15 protein-coding genes and 1 tRNA gene are annotated in these 18,095 nt (G+C 60.8%); 9 read left to right on the forward strand and 7 right to left on the reverse strand.

Features of this window, described 5'->3' with window-relative positions; all coding sequences use genetic code 11:
- Nucleotides 1-10: 10 nt before the first annotated feature.
- Together aceE and thiE are read right to left on the reverse strand one after the other, a co-directional pair.
- The gene (aceE, locus tag ABZN20_RS12270; RefSeq protein WP_367025442.1) at nt 11-2,698 is read right to left on the reverse strand and encodes a pyruvate dehydrogenase (acetyl-transferring), homodimeric type; all 2,688 of its coding nucleotides are present in this window, start codon (nt 2,696-2,698) and stop codon (nt 11-13) included.
- Nucleotides 2,699-2,792: 94 nt separating this feature from the next.
- Nucleotides 2,793-3,455: a thiamine phosphate synthase gene (thiE, locus tag ABZN20_RS12275; protein ID WP_367025443.1), complete on the reverse strand. Its 663-nt coding sequence runs from the start codon at nt 3,453-3,455 to the stop codon at nt 2,793-2,795.
- A 137-nt stretch (nt 3,456-3,592) separates the two neighbouring features.
- Between thiE and ABZN20_RS12280 the strand changes: the two genes are divergently transcribed.
- A complete protein-coding gene (locus ABZN20_RS12280; RefSeq protein ID WP_367025444.1) occupies nt 3,593-3,943 on the forward strand; it encodes a hypothetical protein in 351 nt (116 codons plus the stop codon).
- 99 nt (nt 3,944-4,042) lie between these two features.
- Here the strand turns inward: ABZN20_RS12280 and ABZN20_RS12285 are convergent, their stop codons facing one another.
- Nucleotides 4,043-4,411 (reverse strand): hypothetical protein, encoded by a 369-nt coding sequence (locus ABZN20_RS12285; RefSeq protein WP_367025445.1) that lies wholly within the window; start codon nt 4,409-4,411, stop codon nt 4,043-4,045.
- A gap of 446 nt (nt 4,412-4,857) precedes the next feature.
- Here ABZN20_RS12285 and ABZN20_RS12290 point away from each other — a divergent pair, with 446 nt between their 5' ends.
- The 3 genes from ABZN20_RS12290 to ABZN20_RS12300 all read left to right on the forward strand — a co-directional run bounded on the left by ABZN20_RS12290 (nt 4,858) and on the right by ABZN20_RS12300 (nt 7,274).
- Nucleotides 4,858-6,030 (forward strand): PLP-dependent aminotransferase family protein, encoded by a 1,173-nt coding sequence (locus ABZN20_RS12290; RefSeq protein WP_367025446.1) that lies wholly within the window; start codon nt 4,858-4,860, stop codon nt 6,028-6,030.
- A gap of 123 nt (nt 6,031-6,153) precedes the next feature.
- Nucleotides 6,154-7,176: a polyprenyl synthetase family protein gene (locus tag ABZN20_RS12295; protein ID WP_218808462.1), complete on the forward strand. Its 1,023-nt coding sequence runs from the start codon at nt 6,154-6,156 to the stop codon at nt 7,174-7,176.
- A gap of 21 nt (nt 7,177-7,197) precedes the next feature.
- A tRNA-Pro gene (locus ABZN20_RS12300) sits at nt 7,198-7,274 on the forward strand.
- 329 nt (nt 7,275-7,603) lie between these two features.
- On the opposite strand, the gene ABZN20_RS12305 is transcribed toward ABZN20_RS12300, so the two are convergent.
- Together ABZN20_RS12305 and ABZN20_RS12310 are read right to left on the reverse strand one after the other, a co-directional pair.
- Nucleotides 7,604-8,224 (reverse strand): calcium-binding protein, encoded by a 621-nt coding sequence (locus tag ABZN20_RS12305; protein WP_367025447.1) that lies wholly within the window; start codon nt 8,222-8,224, stop codon nt 7,604-7,606.
- A 1,534-nt stretch (nt 8,225-9,758) separates the two neighbouring features.
- A complete protein-coding gene (locus ABZN20_RS12310; RefSeq protein WP_367025448.1) occupies nt 9,759-10,328 on the reverse strand; it encodes a GGDEF domain-containing protein in 570 nt (189 codons plus the stop codon).
- Here ABZN20_RS12310 and ABZN20_RS12315 point away from each other — a divergent pair.
- Nucleotides 10,327-11,436: an IS5 family transposase gene (locus ABZN20_RS12315; protein ID WP_367025449.1), complete on the forward strand. Its 1,110-nt coding sequence runs from the start codon at nt 10,327-10,329 to the stop codon at nt 11,434-11,436. The two genes, ABZN20_RS12310 and ABZN20_RS12315, sit on opposite strands and share 2 nt — an antisense overlap.
- A 41-nt stretch (nt 11,437-11,477) precedes the next feature.
- Here ABZN20_RS12315 and ABZN20_RS12320 read toward each other — a convergent pair whose 3' ends face one another.
- Complete coding sequence (locus ABZN20_RS12320) at nt 11,478-12,275, reverse strand: hypothetical protein (RefSeq protein ID WP_367025450.1); 798 nt, start codon at nt 12,273-12,275, stop codon at nt 11,478-11,480.
- Nucleotides 12,276-12,917: 642 nt separating this feature from the next.
- On the opposite strand from ABZN20_RS12320, the gene ABZN20_RS12325 reads away from it, so the two are divergent.
- Nucleotides 12,918-13,355, forward strand: a complete 438-nt coding sequence (locus tag ABZN20_RS12325) for a winged helix-turn-helix domain-containing protein (RefSeq protein ID WP_367025451.1) — start codon at nt 12,918-12,920, stop codon at nt 13,353-13,355.
- A gap of 221 nt (nt 13,356-13,576) precedes the next feature.
- Nucleotides 13,577-14,617 (forward strand): AraC family transcriptional regulator, encoded by a 1,041-nt coding sequence (locus ABZN20_RS12330; protein WP_367025452.1) that lies wholly within the window; start codon nt 13,577-13,579, stop codon nt 14,615-14,617.
- 117 nt (nt 14,618-14,734) lie between these two features.
- Here ABZN20_RS12330 and ABZN20_RS12335 read toward each other — a convergent pair whose 3' ends face one another.
- Nucleotides 14,735-15,541, reverse strand: a complete 807-nt coding sequence (locus ABZN20_RS12335) for a GlcG/HbpS family heme-binding protein (protein ID WP_255556646.1) — start codon at nt 15,539-15,541, stop codon at nt 14,735-14,737.
- A 719-nt stretch (nt 15,542-16,260) separates the two neighbouring features.
- Here ABZN20_RS12335 and ABZN20_RS12340 point away from each other — a divergent pair.
- Both ABZN20_RS12340 and ABZN20_RS12345 read left to right on the forward strand, forming a co-directional pair.
- Nucleotides 16,261-16,971 carry a urate hydroxylase PuuD gene (locus ABZN20_RS12340; RefSeq protein ID WP_367025453.1) on the forward strand — a complete coding sequence of 237 codons (711 nt, stop codon included), beginning with the start codon at nt 16,261-16,263 and terminating at the stop codon, nt 16,969-16,971.
- A gap of 242 nt (nt 16,972-17,213) precedes the next feature.
- Nucleotides 17,214-18,092 carry a DMT family transporter gene (locus ABZN20_RS12345; RefSeq protein ID WP_367025454.1) on the forward strand — a complete coding sequence of 293 codons (879 nt, stop codon included), beginning with the start codon at nt 17,214-17,216 and terminating at the stop codon, nt 18,090-18,092.
- Nucleotides 18,093-18,095 lie beyond the last annotated feature (3 nt).

Here is an 18,095-nt window from a genome sequence, read left to right on the forward strand (position 1 = left end):
CTTATCCTCCTCAGCACCCGATGGGGTTGGTCTTGTCTGGATCGATGCCCCAGCGGGTCATCGCATCCGCCAGCTTGGATTTTTCGATTCCGCCTTCGTCGGCCAGCGACTTCAGGGCCGCGAAGGCGATATGGCGGCTGTCCACCTCGAAGAACTGGCGCAACGCCGAACGGCGGTCGCTGCGGCCGAAGCCGTCGGTGCCCAGCACGGTGTAACGCCGGGGCACGAACTCACGGATCAGGTCCGGATAGGCCTTGACGTAGTCCGTCGCCGCGACGACGGGGCCGTTGGTTGCGGCCAGGCATTGCTCGACGTAGCTGGTTTTCCGCGGCTGTTCCGGATGCAGCAGGTTCCAGCGCGAAACTTCCAGGCCGTCGCGGCGCAACTGGTTGAAGCTGGTGGCGCTCCAGATGCCGGCCTTGATGCCGCAATCGGCTTCCAGCAGCTCCGCGGCCTTGATGACTTCGCGCAGAATGGTGCCGCTGCCGAGGAGCTGCACCGCCTCGTCCTTGCCGGCATCGCGGAACTTGTACAAGCCTTTGATGATGCCGTCCTCGACCCCTTCCGGCAGGGCGGGATGGGTGTAGTTCTCGTTCATCACGGTGATGTAGTAGAAGACGTTTTCGCCCTCCTGATACATCCGGCGCAGACCGTCGTGCACGATGATCGCCAGCTCGTAGGCGAAGGTCGGATCGTAGGTGATGCAGTTGGGGATGGCGCCCATGATCAGGTGGCTGTGGCCGTCCTGGTGCTGCAGACCTTCGCCGGCCAGGGTGGTGCGTCCGGCGGTGCCGCCCATGAGGAAGCCGCGGGCCTGCATGTCGCCCGCCGCCCACATGAGGTCGCCGACGCGCTGGAAGCCGAACATCGAGTAGTAGATGTAGAACGGGATCATCTGCACGTTGTGGTTGCTGAACGCCGTGCCGGCGGCGATCCAGTCGCACATCGCACCGGCTTCGCAGATGCCCTCCTCCAGAATCTGGCCGGATTTGTCCTCGCGGTAGAACATCACGGTATCGGCATCCTGCGGCTCGTAGAGCTGGCCGACCGAGGAATAGATGCTGTATTGCCGGAACAGACCCTCCATGCCGAAAGTGCGGGCCTCGTCGGGGACGATCGGCACCACGTAGCGGCCCAGCTCCTTGTCGCGCAACAGGGACGAGAGCAGGCGGACGAAGACCATGGTGGTGGACATCTCGCGATCTTCCGAGCTTTTCAGCATCGTCTCGAAGATGCTCAGCTCGGGCACCTGCAGATGGGGAGCCTCCTTCCGCCTTTGCGGCAGGTAACCGCCCAGGGCCTTGCGGCGCTCCTGCAGATAGACCATCTCGGGGCTGTCCTCGGCCGGCTTGTAATAAGGTGCCTCATGCACCTTGTCGTCCGGAATCGGGATGTTGAAACGGTCGCGGAAAGCCTTGAGCGCGTCCGCGTCCAGCTTTTTCTGCTGATGCGCGCCCATCTGGCCTTCGCCGGCCCGGCCCATGCCGTAGCCCTTGATGGTCTTGGCCAGGATCACCGTCGGCTGTCCTTTGTGCGCCACCGCGGCGGCGTAGGCGGCGTACACCTTGTGCGGGTCGTGGCCGCCCCGGTTCAGGTGCCAGATGTCCTCGTCGGACATGTTGGCGACCATCTCCAGTAACTCGGGATATTTGCCGAAGAAATGCTTGCGGACATAGGCGCCGTCCTTTGCCTTGTAGGTCTGGTATTCGCCATCCACCACCTCCTCCATGCGCTGCTGCAGGAGGCCCTTGGTGTCGCGCGCCAGCAGCGCATCCCAATGCGAACCCCAGATCACCTTGATGACGTTCCAGCCGGCGCCGCGGAATTCGGCTTCCAGATCCTGGATGATCTTGCCGTCGCCGCGCACCGGCCCGTCCAGGCGCTGCAGGTTGCAGTTGACCACGAAGATCAGGTTGTCCAGCTTTTCCCGGCCGGCGAGGCCGATGGCGCCCATCGATTCCGGCTCGTCCATCTCGCCGTCGCCGCAGAAGCACCAGACCTTGCGGCCCTCGGCATTCAGCAGGATCTTGCGGTCGGCCAGGTATTTCATGAACCGCGCCTGATAGATCGCCATCAGCGGCCCGAGGCCCATGGAGACGGTGGGGAATTGCCAGAAATCCGGCATCAGCCAGGGATGCGGGTAGGAAGACAGCCCGCCGCCGCCCACTTCGGCACGGAACCGGTCCAGATGCTCTTCCGTCAGCCGCCCCTCCAGGAAGGCCCTGGCATAGATGCCGGGCGCGGAATGGCCCTGGAAAAACACCAGGTCGCCGCCGTGGTCGCGGTCGGGGGCATGGAAGAAATGGTTGAAGCCGACATCGTAGAGCGTGGCCGAGGAGGCGAAGCTGGAAATGTGCCCGCCATACTCGGTGGATTTCTGGTTCGCCCGCACCACCATGGCCATGGCGTTCCAGCGCAGGTAGCAGCGGATGCGGTGTTCGATGCCGGCATCACCCGGGCTGCGAACCTCGGCGTGCGGCGGAATAGTATTGATGTAGGCGGTGTGAGCCTTGTAAGGCAGATTCGCACCGGAGCGGCGCGCCTTGTCGACAAGTTTTTCTATCAGGAAATGCGCCCGCTCGACGCCTTCCGCTTCGATGACGGCTGCAAGCGCGTCCAGCCACTCCCTGGTTTCCTCCGGATCGGTATCCGTGTTGGCCGCGGACTGGGAGTTGAGGGATGGATTGCTTGCGATCATGGCGATTCTCGACCCTTCGGTTGATTAAAGCGTTAACCGGATATGATGCCGCCGTTCTATCCCGAGGACAATGGGATCGTACAAAACGGTTGTTTCACCCGCCGTCACGGAGCGGTCGCCGTTTCGGCGGAGAGTGAAAAAGGCTGCGCAGTTCGGATGCCGCACGTGCGACATCCGATGCCCCGAACACGGCCTCGACGACCGCGACCAGGTCCGCGCCGGCCCCAATGACTTGACCGGCCTTAGCGGCGTCTATGCCGCCGATGGCGACGACGGGGACGCTCAAGCGGGTTCTCGCCTCCCGCAGAGTCTCCAGCCGGGCACGCGGAGCGCCGGGTTTGGTCGACGACGGGAAAAACGCCCCGAAGGCGACGTAATCCGCCCCATCGACTTCCGCACGGAGCGCCCGATCCAGCGAGTCATAACAGGAAACACCGACGATTGCCCGGGTGCCGATTACGCTCCGCGCTGCGGCCACCCCGCCGTCGTCCTTGCCCAGGTGCACTCCGTCCGCGCCTATCTCCGCCGCCAGCCGCGGACTGTCGTTGATGATCAAAGGAATGCCCGCGGCGCGACAGGCGTTGAGTAACCGGCCCCCTTCGGCCAAGTGATCTTTCGCCGATCCCGACTTGGGCCGGTATTGCAGCACCGCGACGCCCCCAAGGACGGCGAGTTCCACGGCGGCAAGCAGCGCATCGCCCCGCAACCGATCAGGCGTGATCGCGTAAAGTCCCTTCGAAGGGAACGGCAGGTGCATCGAGCCCTCCTCTACCGAGCATTTGCCGGATGTACTGGTATTCTCAATCAATCATTGGAATGCGACGGGCACCTGCCCCTCGCCATGCCATCCATGGTAGGCTTCCGAACATTGCGGCTTCTTTACCGAAGACTATCGTGGAAAAGCCTTCGAAATTGGCGGTTTCAGCGCTGATGTCCCTTCTGGCCGGCTGCGGCACGGAGCCCGCGACGCCGGACCGGCCGGCTCAGCCCATGGCGTTCCACAATACGCGCCTGACTTATGCCTTGATGACCGACGATGAGGAGACCCTGCAAAGGGACTTCCAGATGAAAACCCATCCGACTTGGGTGGAGCGCACCTTTGCCGGCATCGGCTTGTTGGCCGCGAGCGGCATGGAGACGGTCACCTGGCCGGTATTCGCCGGTTTCCGCGCCTACATGGAAACCCACCCGGAAGCCGGCACGCCCGACTACCTGCCCGGTGCCGGGGTGCGGGACGCGCCGTAAGCGCCAGGAATACGGCCGCGAATGGAATGAAAAAAGGCGGAGCGTCTCCGCCCCGCCTTCCATTTCCGGCGGGCAAGCCGCCAGCGAAATGCAACGAGCTTACTTCGTCTCGTTGTTGATCGCCGTCATGCGGTTCACGACGTCGGTCAGCTTCTCGACAGCAGCGGCGTTGTTGCCGGCTTCGAGATCCGTCGCGGCTTCCTTGGCATACCCCATGGCCTTCTGCAGCGAAATGCCTGCACCGGCGCCGGTGATTTCCTTAGCCTTCTGACGGTAGAGCTTCGCGCTCGCGATGGCTGCATCCTTCTGGCCGCTCTTGGCCTGTTCCAGCGCCTCCTGGGATGCCTTGAGTGCTTCTTCGGTGGCTTTCTTCACGCCGGCGGCGTCTTCCGCGGCGAAAGCGCCGAAGCTCAAGGAACCGGCAACCAGCAAAGCGGCGAACTTGGACAGGACATTCTGAATTTTCATATCGACTGAGTCTCCTCGGGTATCGTAGTTATCGTTGTGTGGAGTCTGGAGCCGGGTGACTGCCGTCGTATCCCTCTGCCCGTCGACCCGCCGGTACCTGCCCGGCTACAACGCGGCGCTAACGGAAGCCGACGCCTGACGGCCTCGTCTTCCGTAATCGGGCGGTAATACTAACCAAATTCCGCGATCAAGACCACGTTTAGTTCGCAAGTCGTTGCAAATTTTCCCGCCATATGTCCCTCGGCTTTGCGGTTCGAGGGGGAAGGCGCCGCAATTCCGTTTGTTCCCGCAACGCAAGGACGCGTGGCCCTGATGTTGTATAGTCAAGAACTTGCAAACGCTGTCAGCCTTTGGCTTCTTCTCATGACCGGGGCCGCGGCGAACTTTGCTCGGATTTTTTCGGAACCACGCAGCCGAATTGGCTCGATCAACCACGCCGGATTCTCATGACGCATCGACTTTCCCGCCGAACCGAACGCCTTACCAGCTCCCTCATCCGGGACATCCTGCAGATCACTCAGCGGCCCGGGGTCATCTCTTTCGCCGGCGGCCTGCCGGCGGAAGAGCTGATGCCGGAGCTGGATTTCGGCGCCTGCGCCGCAGATTCCCGCCAATACGGTCCCAGCGAAGGGGAGCCGGCGTTGCGGGAGCTGATTGCCCGGGGGCTTTCGGGCCTCGGGCTTCGGTGCCAAGTCGAACAGGTGCTGGTAACGACAGGCTCCCAGCAGGGTATCGACCTGGTCGGCAAACTGTTCATCGACGAAGGAACGCCGGTGCTGCTGGAATCACCGACGTACCTGGCCGCGCTCCAATGCTTCCGGGTCTATGGCGCGGAGTTTCACGGCCTGCCCTTGCAGGCCGAAGGCATCGATCCGGATGCGCTGAAAACGGCCATCGTCCGCCACCGGCCCGCTTTCGTGTATCTCATCCCCAGCTTCCAAAACCCCTCGGGATGCTGTTACACCGATGGGGCGCGCCGCGCCGTCGCGGCGGTACTGGATGAGACCGGCACTCCGCTGGTGGAAGACGACCCCTATCGGGATCTGGTCTATACGTCATGCGACAGAACGCCGGTCTGTGCATATCTCGAGCGGGCGCCCTGGATATATCTGGGCAGCTTTTCCAAGATTACGGCTCCGGGATTGCGCGTCGGCTACCTCGCGTCGTCCCCCGCCTTGTTCCCTTGGCTCGTCCGCCTCAAGCAATCGAGCGATCTTCACACCGGCCGAACCGGCCAGGCTTGGCTGACGCGCTTCCTCGCCTCCAGCGACTTCGGGAAGCACATGGCGCACATGAACGGCGTCTATGCCGACCGCCGGGATACGATGCAAGCTGCCCTGGACCGACATTTCAACGGCCTGGCGGAATGGTCTGCACCGGCCGGCGGTCTGTTCTTCTGGCTGCGACTGGTCGAGAACATAGACACCCTGGCCGCGCTCAAGGTGGCGCTGAACCATGACGTGGCATTCATGCCGGGAGAGCTGTTTTTCCCGGTTGCGGAGCAGCGCTATCCGGCCTTGCGGCTGAATTTCAGCCATGCGACGCCGGACAAGATCGAGCGGGGCATCGCCCTGTTGTCGAAAGTTCTGGGTGAATGCGCCGCCACCGCCATCGACTGATATGCATGCGATTACCCATGCAACCTCGGCGCCAGAAAGCCGCATCGGCGCACCTTGACACATGTCGTACAAGTATCTAACATGGATGGGTTTTTTTGTTGGCGGGCGCGCTATAACAACTCAATGAATAGTCAAGCTGTCTCCGATCCAGGGTCCGCCGATCTTCGCAATTCCCGCGAGGTTTTTGCCGGTATCCGGCGTCTCGTCGACGACGAGGCGGCGGCGGTCGATCGCTTGATCCTGCGCGAACTGCATTCCGATGTAGTACTCATCAATCAGATCGGGCAGTACATCGTCGGCAGCGGGGGCAAGCGCCTGCGCCCGATGCTTCATTTACTCTCGGCCAAGGCATTGAGTTATCCGGGTGACCACCATATCACCCTGGCGGCAGTCATCGAGTTCATCCACACCGCAACGCTGCTGCACGATGACGTCGTCGACGAATCCGCGTTGCGCAGAGGACAGGACTCGGCCAATGCCCTGTGGGGCAATTCCGCGAGCGTATTGGTAGGGGATTATCTGTACTCGCGCTCGTTCGAACTGATGGTGCGGGTTCAGAACATGCGAGTGATGGACATTCTGTCGCGCACCACCACGGCCATCGCCGAGGGCGAGGTATTGCAACTGCTCAATTGCAATAATCCAGCGACCGATGAGGGACGATACCTGGATGTCATCTCCCGCAAGACGGCGATATTGTTCAGCGCGGCCGCCCAGCTTGGCGCGGTGCTTACCGGGTCATCTCCCGAAATCGAAGAGTCCCTGAAAAATTATGGGACGTATCTCGGCATGGCCTTCCAGCTCAAGGACGACGTGTTGGACTACATGGCCGACCCCGAAGAATGGGGCAAGAATCTCGGGGATGACCTCGCCGAAGGCAAGCCGACCTTGCCATTGATCTACGCGCTGTCCCAATCCTCAGGCGCGGATGCGGACATCTTGCGGCAAGCGATAGAGCAGGGCGAGCGGGAACAGTTCAAAAAAGTGTACGCGGTGATTGAGTCGACCGACGCAATCTCGTATACTGAGCGGCGTGCCAGGGATGCTGCGAACAAAGCTGTCGAGCAGGTTACCCATCTTCCCGAGAGTGATTATAAGGATGCTTTGATCGCTCTTGCACGGTTCGCTGTTGATCGCGGTTATTGAAAAATCTGTTCAGCCAGATTTCGGGGTGTAGCTCAGCCTGGTAGAGCACTGCTTTCGGGAGGCAGTGGCCGGAGGTTCGAATCCTCTCACCCCGACCAATTCTCCAAGTTATCCGAGGTCACGACGCGACCAAATCGTGACCGCTTTCCCTCAAGCGCCTTCGCCGCCCCATTCACCGGCGACAGATGGGCATAGCGTATCGTTTCCTGATATCCGAATGCCGCAGCAGCATTGAGCAGATGCGCCGAGTTTACGAAGCCCATCGATCGAGTTAACGTGAAAGTCGCAGCACCTTTACTCCCTTCTCCCTCTGGGATAGGGGGCGGGAAGGCTTTCGCCTCCCCGCCCCCTATCATCATCCAGGGCGGCTGGTCGCCATGACCGTTAGCCCGAACCTGTTTTGGTCCGCCCTGGAATCTCTGGAGTTTCAATCCGCCGTTGTGAAGCAGACATCAGGACGGCGGCAGACCGTGTTGTCGAAATCACTTTGGTCGTAATGAAGTTCGTCACGGCCGTTACCACCTTTAAGTCGGTCCTCTCCTTCATCCCCCCATAGCTCGTCGTTTCCGTTGCCTCCGCTGAGGTCGTCATTGCCTTCTCCGCCATGCATGAGGTCTTTCCCGTTGCCGCCTGCGAGGTTGTCGTCACCTGCACCCCCAAAAAGGCTGTCTTTGCCGTTTCCGCCGCTAATCTGGTCGTCGCCAGGGCCGCCTTCTGTGTGGTCCTTTCCATTCTTACCCGCGAGGTGGTCGTCTCCGCTGCCGCCGAAAATGGTATCGTCTCCATTGCCGCCTGAGATGGTATCGTTGCCACCCTCGCCACAGATGGTGTCATTGCCGCCCGACCCCTGGATGTGGTCGTCGCCAGGGGTGCCAATAATGACGTCGTCCCTCGGCGTGCCTTCGATTACTCTGTGCCTTTGAACCACGCCCGGTGTAGATGTTAATCCGTCGCACTCGCCTTCGGCCCAGCCGGGAGCGATGTTGGCCAAACCTGTAAAGGCAAGACTGACCCTGAGGAAAGCTGAGAGAAGTTTGATTTTTGCCATGCAGATGCCTCAAGAGAGATAGCGGGTGGACATTTTTAGTTCAGGAAAAGCGTTACTTCGAGATCATCGCCAGGGTGCCGGGGGATTTAGGTCGGCGATATTTTCACCGACCTCTCCCTTGTTGGCTGTAGCTGGAATAGTCGCTTCTTATGTTGAGCCTCATGCGGTCCCGCACGGCGAAAAGTAAAAGGATCAACTCGCTTCACATCGCGAATTTCGAAGACAGAGGTCAGTCGCCTCGCTTGAGTGGAAACCTGAATACTACGGACTTTCTTTCACCTCCGCCAACCGATACAGATTGGCTTAGTGTATACGCGTCACGTTCTGCCATCACTTTGTAGCGCCCACTCGGGAGTTTGGCGTAGAAGTGCGGTCCTGCCGACATTGCACCAAGCATTGATGTTCCATGGGCTGATGTTATTTCAACTTGCACGTCGCTTAGATATTCTCCTTTCTGTTGTACTGCGAACAATAAATGCAAGTTGAACTGACCTTTAATGCCCCGCAACTCGTCCCGCTGGTCCTGGCCGATACCCCCGCTTACAAAACTAATGCCCTTTTGCGTTTGAATATTAGAATTGTTTCGCGCCCTGAACAGGCCCACTGATGACTTCGCTGGTCTCGGCTCGACCAATTCAGGCCGGCCGGTGTCAAGGCACCGAAAGTCAGCAGATCTGGCATTACCGGTTCCACTCCGCCTGACATTCCACCAGTCCGCAGTCGGCCTTGGCTTTTCTCGCCCCCCGCCGAGCCAAATCCCGGTAGAACGCCGACCCGGTTTCCTGCGACAGCCGAAGAAGCCGGCCCACCGGTAAGACGACGAAAAATCCTGCCTTTTCTATTTCCTGGAGGCCTTTGCTCTAGACTTGCCAGATGCATTGATTCGAAACTGGAAACACACCATTTCTCGATAATATCCGGGCTTTTGCCGGACATGGACTATGGTTTTTACAATGATCCACTTTGTATGATCCGGCAGATGGCAGAACACCCATCGCTGACACGCAGGATAAGACGGTATATCCGGCGAAACAAGCGGAACTTGCTCTTTCCATTTCTCATCGGTGCGACGTTCGCGGCTGCGCTCGTTGTCGGTTTCGCCCTTTTTGGGTTGAAGTAGACCGAATCAGGCGCGCCGAAGGATGAGTACGCCGTTACGCAGACCAACCCGGCGAACCGCGGTGCCGCCGGGCGGAAACGGCTTTGGTCCGCGTGATCGACACTGGGCACTGAAAGCAGCGCTCCCGACTTTTTGAGGCCATACTTGCTGAACACTCACGAACCGCATGCCATCCGTAACCGTTCAGTCCCCTGGGAGTGCGGGTGTCCCGCCCGCTGAAAAAGTGGCCAAGATGGCCGCGATCCCAGCAAAAAATGGGGGGAATGAACGGTTACACTCAGCTCCTTAACTCGCCATGTTCCGGTCAAGTGACCTTGATACCGCAATCTCCCTTTAGCAATACGGAGAAATACGCAAAGCGTCATATTGCCCCGTGGTTCGCTCAGGGCGACAGTTGGAGAATGGCTGGCAGATTCATGGATCACGAACGGGCGAGCCGCTATATCCGGCAACGGCAACGCGGTTACGCCCTGTATGCTTGGCGGTGTAAAGGGCCCGATCGGCGTGCTGCTTGATGGCGGTCAAGTCGAACGGCGGCTGATCGATACAAGCGACACCTACGCTCACTGTGAGGGGTATTTCGGTTTCGCCATAACGGAGCCGGGTTTCCATTGCCGCGACCCGCAGACGCTCGGCGATGGCGGTCGCTTCCTCTCGGGGTGTTGCAGGAAGCAGCGCGCAAAATTCTTCGCCCCCATAACGGCAAAACAGATCCATGCGCCGCAGACAGCCCGCCATGATTTCGGCGATCCTGTGCAAGGCTACGTCGCCCGCCACATGGCCGAATCGGTCGTTCACCTGCTTGAAGTGATCGATGTCGATCATGAGCAGGGAAACGGGTTCGCGCTTGATGCGTGCTCGGGCAAGTTCCTCACCGGCCAAGTCTTCAAAAACACGCCGATTATAGGGCACCTCTAAAAATTCCCCCTTGCACCGTCCCTTTGAGAAAATACCGGGATAGCCCTGCCACTGAGATTGCCGCATGAACTTCCACCGCCAGCCCGGCCTGTTTGATCTCGACGAGCGTGCCGCCCAACTCACCGCCTTGGGCGATCCTTTGGTCAAGCTCAAGGCGGAAATCGACTTTGAGGATTTTCGGGCCGATCTCAACCGGGTTCACGAGAAGGAGCGCAAGAGTAACGCCGGGGCCAAACCCTTTGACGGGGTGCTGATGTTCAAGGTACTGATCCTGCAACATCTCTACAACCTCTCCGACGACGGACTGGAATATCAGATCCGCGATCGGCTGAGCTTCATGCGTTTCCTGGGGCTGCGGATGGAACACCGGGTGCCGGATGCCAAGACCGTGTGGCTGTTCCGCGAACGGCTGAAAGCCTTGGGTCTGGTCGAGGTGCTGTTTGGCCGTTTTAACGAGCAACTGGCGCGGCGCGGCTATGTGGCCAAAACCGGGCAGATGATCGACGCGACCTTCATCGAAGCGCCGCGCCAGCGCAACAGCCGGGAAGAGAACGCCCGGATCAAGGCGGGAGAGATTCCCGAGGGCTGGGACGATGACGAGAACGCCCCCATGCGGCGGCAAAAGGACACGGAGGCCCGCTGGACCAAGAAGAACCACGAGACCCATTACGGCTACAAAAACCACATCAACGCCGACGCGGCCACCAAGCTGATCCAGGACTACAGCGTCACGCCCGCCCACGTCCACGACAGCCAGGTTTTCGAAGACCTGCTGGATACGGAAACCACCGATGCCGAAGGCCATAAGCGCCCGGTGTATGCCGACAGCGCCTACCGCTCGGAAAAACACGAAGAGCGTCTGGCCGAAGCGGGGATGGTCAGCCAAATCCACGAAAAAGGCACCCGCGCCGCCCCGCTGACGGAAGAACAAACCGCGTCGAACCGCAACAAATCCAAGGTACGGGCGCGGGTGGAACACATCTTCGGCGCCCAGGCCGCCATGGACGGACACATCGTCCGGACCATCGGCCTGGAGCGAGCACGGGTGAAGGTGGGCCTGCTGAACCTGGCTTACAACATGAAGCGTCTGGTGCAGTTGACGGCGAACGAAGTCAGAAGGCAGGCCCGCCGGGCGGCAAGCCCGGACGGGATCGGTCTGCCCGCTGTGGCCTGAAACGGGGGAAATACCCCCGCAACAGGCCGTTGCGGACCGGATCAACCCCGAATTTTGCCGTCCTGGGCGCGAAAACCTGAATTTTTCCGGTACGAACGAATCGGAGAGCATGGAATTCGGATTTTTAGAGGTTCCCTATAGATGCGGGTCAGCGCGTCGAAGGATGCCAGTTGATGCAGTTCTGCGTTGAGTTCTTCCGCGAAGATGAGGCCGAAGCACAAAGACATGATCCCTGTGCCTACCAGGAGCACGGTAAACGTGACCTGCTGCAGCCAGTTGTCGCTCAGCGGACTCAGAATCGGGTGATGCAGGAACAGCGGGTTCGCGCTGCGTATTCCCCAGACCAAGCCGACGACCACGGTCAGAGTGCCTGTGACCCGGTAAATCGACCGGCCCGACTGCGGTGCGGAACGCAAAAGAGCGAACGCGATCAGGAACGTCACCATGGACGAGAGGGCACTGTTGATGACGATGCGGAGCTCGGCGCTGCCCAGGTAGAGGACATAGGCGTTCATTGCCGCAGTCAACAGAACCGATACCGTCAAGGCGGTCTTGCTGTAGGACCGCTCCTGGATTTCCTGCACCGCCACGAACACCAGCAAGGCACCGCCTACACCGAGCGTCACGGCGCTCCCCAGAGCCGGCGATTCGGGGATGAGCCCGAGATCCGACAGCACGAGTAAACCGAAATCCGTGCCCATCATCAGCACACCCAGAGCCCAGCAACGCATGGCGCGCATGAGCCGGGGCGGATATTGCGAAGCAATGAGAAAGATGACGCCGGCCTTGCCATAGCAGACCAGGGCGATAATGGTCAACAGGGTAAAGATATCGATCACGACGGATCCGCCTGTGGTCAGGAGGAAGTCTAGTGTGCTGCTTTTTCGCAGAGACGCCTAGCAGAGCGGCGCGCAGGCGGCAGACCGGATTCTGCGCGGGCCTTTGAACGACCCAGCTGCGGACCAGCGGCCAGAAGCGATGGCGACCGACGGCCGGAAGGGTGGCAGCCGACCGCCAGATGCAACTCATTATCATTTCTAGACATCGCGTTCAGCAATTACGCACCGGTGCCTTCGGGATACGCTCCCAGGAAGGTCAAGGCTTCAAGCCATGAGTCCCAGGTTCACCGCCAAGCTGCGTCGCCGGAAACAGCAGGCTCCAGTCCACGGCGGGACTGGACACGAACCAGCGCCCCGCCGTGGCGACAAACAGGTCGGTGGAATTCGGCGAACTTCGAAATATCCGTGGGAAGAGCCGCAAGCCCCCTGTGTATTTCAGAGCGGAGCGTTCAAAGCTTGATGGCCGGAACTGGCTCCAGCTTCACCGATCTATGTTCATAACCCTAATAGTGATTCACAATAGGCTGCATCCGGAATCAGCCGGCGGCGGTCCCGCGCCGAACATCCCTATCGGCATGGCGGGGCACCTTGGATTCAATCGAGATGGGAGCCTCTGTGGATTCGACACAAACATGGATTTTCATGCCGTTTCGGGTGGACACTGCCAACGCCCGCCTGTCGCGGGACGGACAGGTGTTGCAGTTGCGGCCCAAGACCTTGGCGGTATTGAAGTTTCTATTGATGAATCCGTACCGGCTGCTCACCAAAGCCGAACTGCTGAACGCGGTGTGGGGACACCGCCATGTGAGCGGGTCCGTGCTGGAAGGCTGCATCAGCGAGCTGCGCAAGGCATTGGGCGATAACCCGAGGACACCGCGCTACATCGAAACGGCCCCACGCCGGGGATACCGGTTCCTCGCCGCCGTTCAACGCGAGGATTCCACCGTACCCGCGTGCCCCGCCACACCCCGTTGCGTCCTTGCCTGGAAACGGCGCCGGGCGATGGGTGAGGCGGCAGCCACGACGCCAGCGAAACCTTTCTGCGGTTGCTCACGGCATTGCAGCAGGCCGGACGGCTAACACGGTAACCGCTTCATAACACCGGGCGTCAGGCTCTTGACAAAGGGCTCTGGCCGGGTCGGCCCGGCGGAAACGAAGCATCACCGACGACAGCGAGTCTTCACCGGTACATCCAACACAAAAAACCATGCTGCACTGGCATCTTTTTTGATAGACAATCGGCTGATCCGGACAGCACAGTCCGCTTTTGGGGTGTGACGCAGGTGAAACCAGGAGTCGACATGGGCAGCCTACTCGTCTTTTCCAGCGACCAACTGCCGGAGCGCGACCGCTTCGATCTCTGGCGGGAAACGGCCTCCGGTGGGCCGGGAGCCGTCGATGTCGCCCATGTCGATCGGCGCCCTTTTTTCGGGCGGGTCGAATGGCTTTCCTTGGGGAATATCGATGCCTATAAGGTATCGTTCAGCGCGGCGACTTTTACCCGGTCCCGCCGATGGATCGAATGGGACGGCTTCGACGGGTTCTGCTTCCACATCAACCTGAGCGGACGCAGCGAGACCTTGCGCCAAAAAGAAAGAACGCTGCTGGACGGCTTCAGCGCTACCGGCTATTCGTACGGCAAACCCTTCGAAGCCTCGCTCATTCCACCGGCCGGCCGATACTGCGAGAGTCTGAATCTGGTGATCCCCCGGGAGGAAATGCTGCATAAGGCGCCCAATGCGGAGCGGTGCATCGGCGCACTCCACGCGGATCAGGCGCTGCTGCGATTGCTGTCGCAGTATCTGATGCTGCTGAGCAATACGCCGCCGGTTGCCGAGGATTCCCGGCTCACCCGGCTTGCCGGCAACCACGTCCTGGACCTGCTCGCCCTGCTGTTGGGGCCGACCCGAGAGGCCGAACACGAGGCAAGGCTTTACGGCTTGCGCGCGGCCCGGTTGGCGGCATTGAAACAATACCTGCAAGACCATCATCATCACCCCCAGCTGTCGGTAACCGCGGCGGCGCGGGCCTTGAACATTTCCGAACGGTATCTGCATGATCTGATTGCAGAAACCGGAGAGAGCTTCACTGAAATGGTCAACCGCCTGCGGCTGGAGCGGGCGCGCCGGCTGCTGTGCGACCCGAAGCATCGGCACCTTCGCATCGGCGAGATCGCTTTCGCATCAGGCTTCAATGACTTGTCTTATTTCAACCGGCTGTTCCGGCGCCGGTTCGGCGAAACGCCGGGCACCTTCAAGGCAGGAGAACACATGGCCGCCGATTCTTTTCGTCCGCTCGATCGGCTGGCGCCGCTTGGCGGTTTGGAAACCGGGCACGACTGACCGCCGCGAGGCTTTCTCCCGCTTCGAACTCAAACGCTTTCCGGAAAACAAGGGGAAACGAAAACGCCGACGAACGTCGGCGTTTTTTGCGCGGCAAAACCGGCTTTCGCCGTTGACTTATTGAGCCGGACCGTAGATCGAACCGGCATTCACACCCGGCCCGGGATTGTTGATGCAGGTCGGGTGCCCGAATCCGCTCAAGCTGGCCTGGTTGCCGATGCCGTTGTCCTTGACGATGTCCTGGATCATCGCGTCGTTATTGCCGGGGGAAACACCGGCCGGGACGTTCTTGACGGCGAAGGCGCCACCCGCCAGCAATTCGCGCACCTTCCAGGCGACGACATGGTCGGTACAGGAGGTGTCCCCCGAAACGCCGATCGCGCCGACCTTCTGCTTGGCTGAATTGTAGAGCGCGAGCCCGCCGCCGAACACGTTGATGCCGCCGATGCGCTTGCCCTTCAGCGGATCGTTCTTGGCGCCGAATTTGGCGGAGTTACCGCCGTAGGACGAGGCCGCATCGATCGGATTGCTGGCCTGCAAGCCGTAGAGGCTGCCGCTGGGCTGGGTCGCGGTGTAGAGGTTGGCGGTCGACAGAGCGAGCTCGCCGGTGCTGAAGGCATTGGCCGCATTGGCTTTCTGGGCGGAAATGTTACGGCTGCCCAGCCAGATGTCTGCCGTCACGTCCTGCGATGCGCTCAGAGAATTGGTGACGTTGCAGATGGTGCCGCTGCCGTCCACCAGAGTCAGCCACATCGGGAAACCCAAGCCGCCGTTATCCAGCGAAACCACGCTGCTGATCGTGGATTTCATGTTGTCGTAGGTCAGCCCCTGCTTTTCCAGGTCGGCGCAACTCGCTGCCCAGACGGCACTCGAGGAAAGAAGCAGGCCGGTCACGGCCCCGCAGATTTGTTTGACGTTGAACATGGAATCTCCGTGGTTGCCTTGTATTTGTTGGTTGGACTGATTGCCGGTCAGGGTTCATACCCTTCGACCGGCGCCGGCTTCGACATCCGGCTGTCGAAGCCTAAGGATAAAGCGCCGGATTTTCTTGGACAATAGCGCAATCCGACGGAGAAGATTCCGCACTCCCCGATGCCGGCGGGCGAACGCGGCCCGTGCCCCAACAGTACGACGAATCCTTGGTCATCGAACAGCCACTTCGCATCGCACCAGCCGCGCGAATTGCATGGCGAGGCTCCGGTCGCGGGCAGCGAGATTCTCGTCGGAACATATGGCTTCTTCGATCACCCTTTGGCTTTGGCGCAGTCGAAGCCGGGACGCGGATCGGCCTGAGCCGTAACGGTCGTTACCGCAACGGCAACAGTGGCGAGGCGATACAGGAGCCGGCGTATTCCAGTCATTCATGACCTCCGGCAGTCACGGCGGCTTTCATGCCGGCATCTGGCACGCAAAGGAACGTGATTTTCACGCTTCTTTCCTCGGGGTATTCGACCAAGAAGGGACGCACGCCGGCCGGCATGCCTTCCAAGAAATACTTCACAGCTTGCAGCGCCTGCAGTACCTTGAGCGTGACGGGGATACAGGTCTTGACGAATCCTGTAGTCCGCTCATCCGGCTATCCCGGCAGCCACCGTCCACCACAACATACTACAACGCCAATAACAACCCTTGAGGAGGAACACATGGAAATCATCACGACCAAAGCCGGCATCGAAATGCTGTTGCGTTGGGGGCATTTTCTGGGCGGCATCACCTGGATCGGGCTGCTCTATTATTTCAATTTCGTCCAGACCGAATACATGAAGGAAGCGGACGCCGGCGCCAAATCGGACGTGCTGCGCAAGCTTGCGCCAAGGGCGCTGTGGTGGTTCCGCTGGGGGGCGATGGTGACCTTCCTGACCGGTGTCGCCATCATGGGGGGCCGGGGCGGCGGTATGTCGATCGACATCTACGTCGGCGCCCTGCTCGGCACCTTGATGTTCCTGAACGTGTGGCTGGTGATCTGGCCCAACCAGAAGATCGTCATCGCCTCCGCGGAAGGCGTGGCGGCGGGCGGCGAGCCGCTACCTGACGCGGCCGATGCGCTCGCGGCGGCGGGCGTGGCCTCGCGCAGCAACGCGATGTTCTCGGTGCCGATGCTGTTTTTCATGGGCGCCTCCGGCCATTATCCGCACGGCGGCTTCGGCGTGGTCGCGTTCCTGGCGGTTTTCCTCGCGGTCATGGTGTTGGAATACAACGCCGTCTACAAGGCACTGGTCCGCTGCCCGCAATGCAACAAGTTCAAGCTGCCGCCCGCCGGGATCCTCGGCCCGATGGCCAGCATACCCGGCGTTATCGGCTGCGGATTCGGACTCACGGTAGTCCTGTTCCTCATCCTGGAAGTCCTGACCTGAGCCCATTGGCGAGGACGCTTGACTCGACCGGCGAGCAACGGCGAGAATCGGACCCATGAAACTTTCGCCGAAACCCTTCGACTTCGTGAGCCTTACGCATCTTTGGCGCAAGCCGATGCGAGGGCTGGCGCTTGCCTGCGGGGTTCCATAGAGAGTCGTCTGATCACAGGCGTTTTCGCGAAAAAGGCCGCAGGTTCCCACGAATCTGCGGCCTTTTTCTTTTTCCGTCCGGGAGGTGTGAAATGAGCGTTTCCCTTGCTTACCTGAGCGTCATCCTGCTCTGGGCCACGACTCCGCTCGCCATCAAATGGAGCGGGGAAGGGCCGGGCTATCTGTTCGGCGTCACCGGCCGCATGGCCATCGGCACCCTGTGCGTGCTGCTGGTCATGCTCGTGCTGCGCCGCCGCATGCCCTGGCATCGGAAAGCGGTCCGCACCTACCTGCTCGCGTCGATCCAGGTCTATGGCGCCATGCTGGCGGTGTACTGGGCCTCCCAGTTCATTCCTTCGGGCTGGATCTCGGTCGTGTTCGGGCTGTCGCCCCTGCTCACGGCGTTGATGGCGGCAGCCCTGCTGGGCGAGCGCAGCCTCACCGCCGGAAAACTGTCCGGCTATGCGCTGGGACTGGGCGGCCTTGCGGCCATCTTCGGTTCGGCCCTGGAGCTGGGATCGCAGGGCGTTTATGGCATTGCCGGCGTGCTGTTGTCCGCCTTTCTGCAGTGTCTCAGCGCGGTCGGCATCAAGCGGCTGGACGCCCGGCTGCCGGCCCTGACGACGGTCGCCGGAGGACTGGTGATCGCCCTGCCGGCCTATCTCGTGACCTGGGCGGCGGTCGACGGCGAGTGGCCGGAACTGCTGCCCGCCAGCAGTATCGCCGCCATCGCCTATCTCGGCGCGATCGCCACGACGGTCGGGTTCGCGCTCTATTATTATGTGCTGAGCCATCTGTCCGCGACGCGGGTGGCGATGATCAGCCTGATCTCGCCGGTGCTGGCCTTGTACCTGGGCCACGTCCTGAACGACGAACCGCTCTCGTTCAGGATCGTCGCCGGCACCGCCCTGATCCTGGCGGCGCTGCTTCTGCACCAGTGGACCGAGCGGCGAGTGGCGCAAGAGGCGTAGTAC

It is taken from the genome of Methylococcus sp. ANG (assembly GCF_040730495.1).
Lineage (GTDB): Bacteria > Pseudomonadota > Gammaproteobacteria > Methylococcales > Methylococcaceae > Methylococcus.

Excerpts from the sequence above, each read along its gene's own strand:
- aceE (WP_367025442.1), bottom strand. The coding sequence starts at position 2,698 with ATGATCGCAAGCAATCCATCCCTCAACTCCCAGTCCGCGGCCAACACG.
- thiE (WP_367025443.1), bottom strand. The coding sequence starts at position 3,455 with ATGCACCTGCCGTTCCCTTCGAAGGGACTTTACGCGATCACGCCTGAT.
- ABZN20_RS12285 (WP_367025445.1), bottom strand. The coding sequence starts at position 4,411 with ATGAAAATTCAGAATGTCCTGTCCAAGTTCGCCGCTTTGCTGGTTGCC.
- ABZN20_RS12290 (WP_367025446.1), top strand. The coding sequence starts at position 4,858 with ATGACGCATCGACTTTCCCGCCGAACCGAACGCCTTACCAGCTCCCTC.
- ABZN20_RS12295 (WP_218808462.1), top strand. The coding sequence starts at position 6,154 with ATGAATAGTCAAGCTGTCTCCGATCCAGGGTCCGCCGATCTTCGCAAT.
- ABZN20_RS12305 (WP_367025447.1), bottom strand. The coding sequence starts at position 8,224 with ATGGCAAAAATCAAACTTCTCTCAGCTTTCCTCAGGGTCAGTCTTGCC.
- ABZN20_RS12315 (WP_367025449.1), top strand. The coding sequence starts at position 10,327 with ATGAACTTCCACCGCCAGCCCGGCCTGTTTGATCTCGACGAGCGTGCC.
- ABZN20_RS12310 (WP_367025448.1), bottom strand. The coding sequence starts at position 10,328 with ATGCGGCAATCTCAGTGGCAGGGCTATCCCGGTATTTTCTCAAAGGGA.
- ABZN20_RS12325 (WP_367025451.1), top strand. The coding sequence starts at position 12,918 with ATGCCGTTTCGGGTGGACACTGCCAACGCCCGCCTGTCGCGGGACGGA.
- ABZN20_RS12330 (WP_367025452.1), top strand. The coding sequence starts at position 13,577 with ATGGGCAGCCTACTCGTCTTTTCCAGCGACCAACTGCCGGAGCGCGAC.
- ABZN20_RS12335 (WP_255556646.1), bottom strand. The coding sequence starts at position 15,541 with ATGTTCAACGTCAAACAAATCTGCGGGGCCGTGACCGGCCTGCTTCTT.
- ABZN20_RS12340 (WP_367025453.1), top strand. The coding sequence starts at position 16,261 with ATGGAAATCATCACGACCAAAGCCGGCATCGAAATGCTGTTGCGTTGG.
- ABZN20_RS12345 (WP_367025454.1), top strand. The coding sequence starts at position 17,214 with ATGAGCGTTTCCCTTGCTTACCTGAGCGTCATCCTGCTCTGGGCCACG.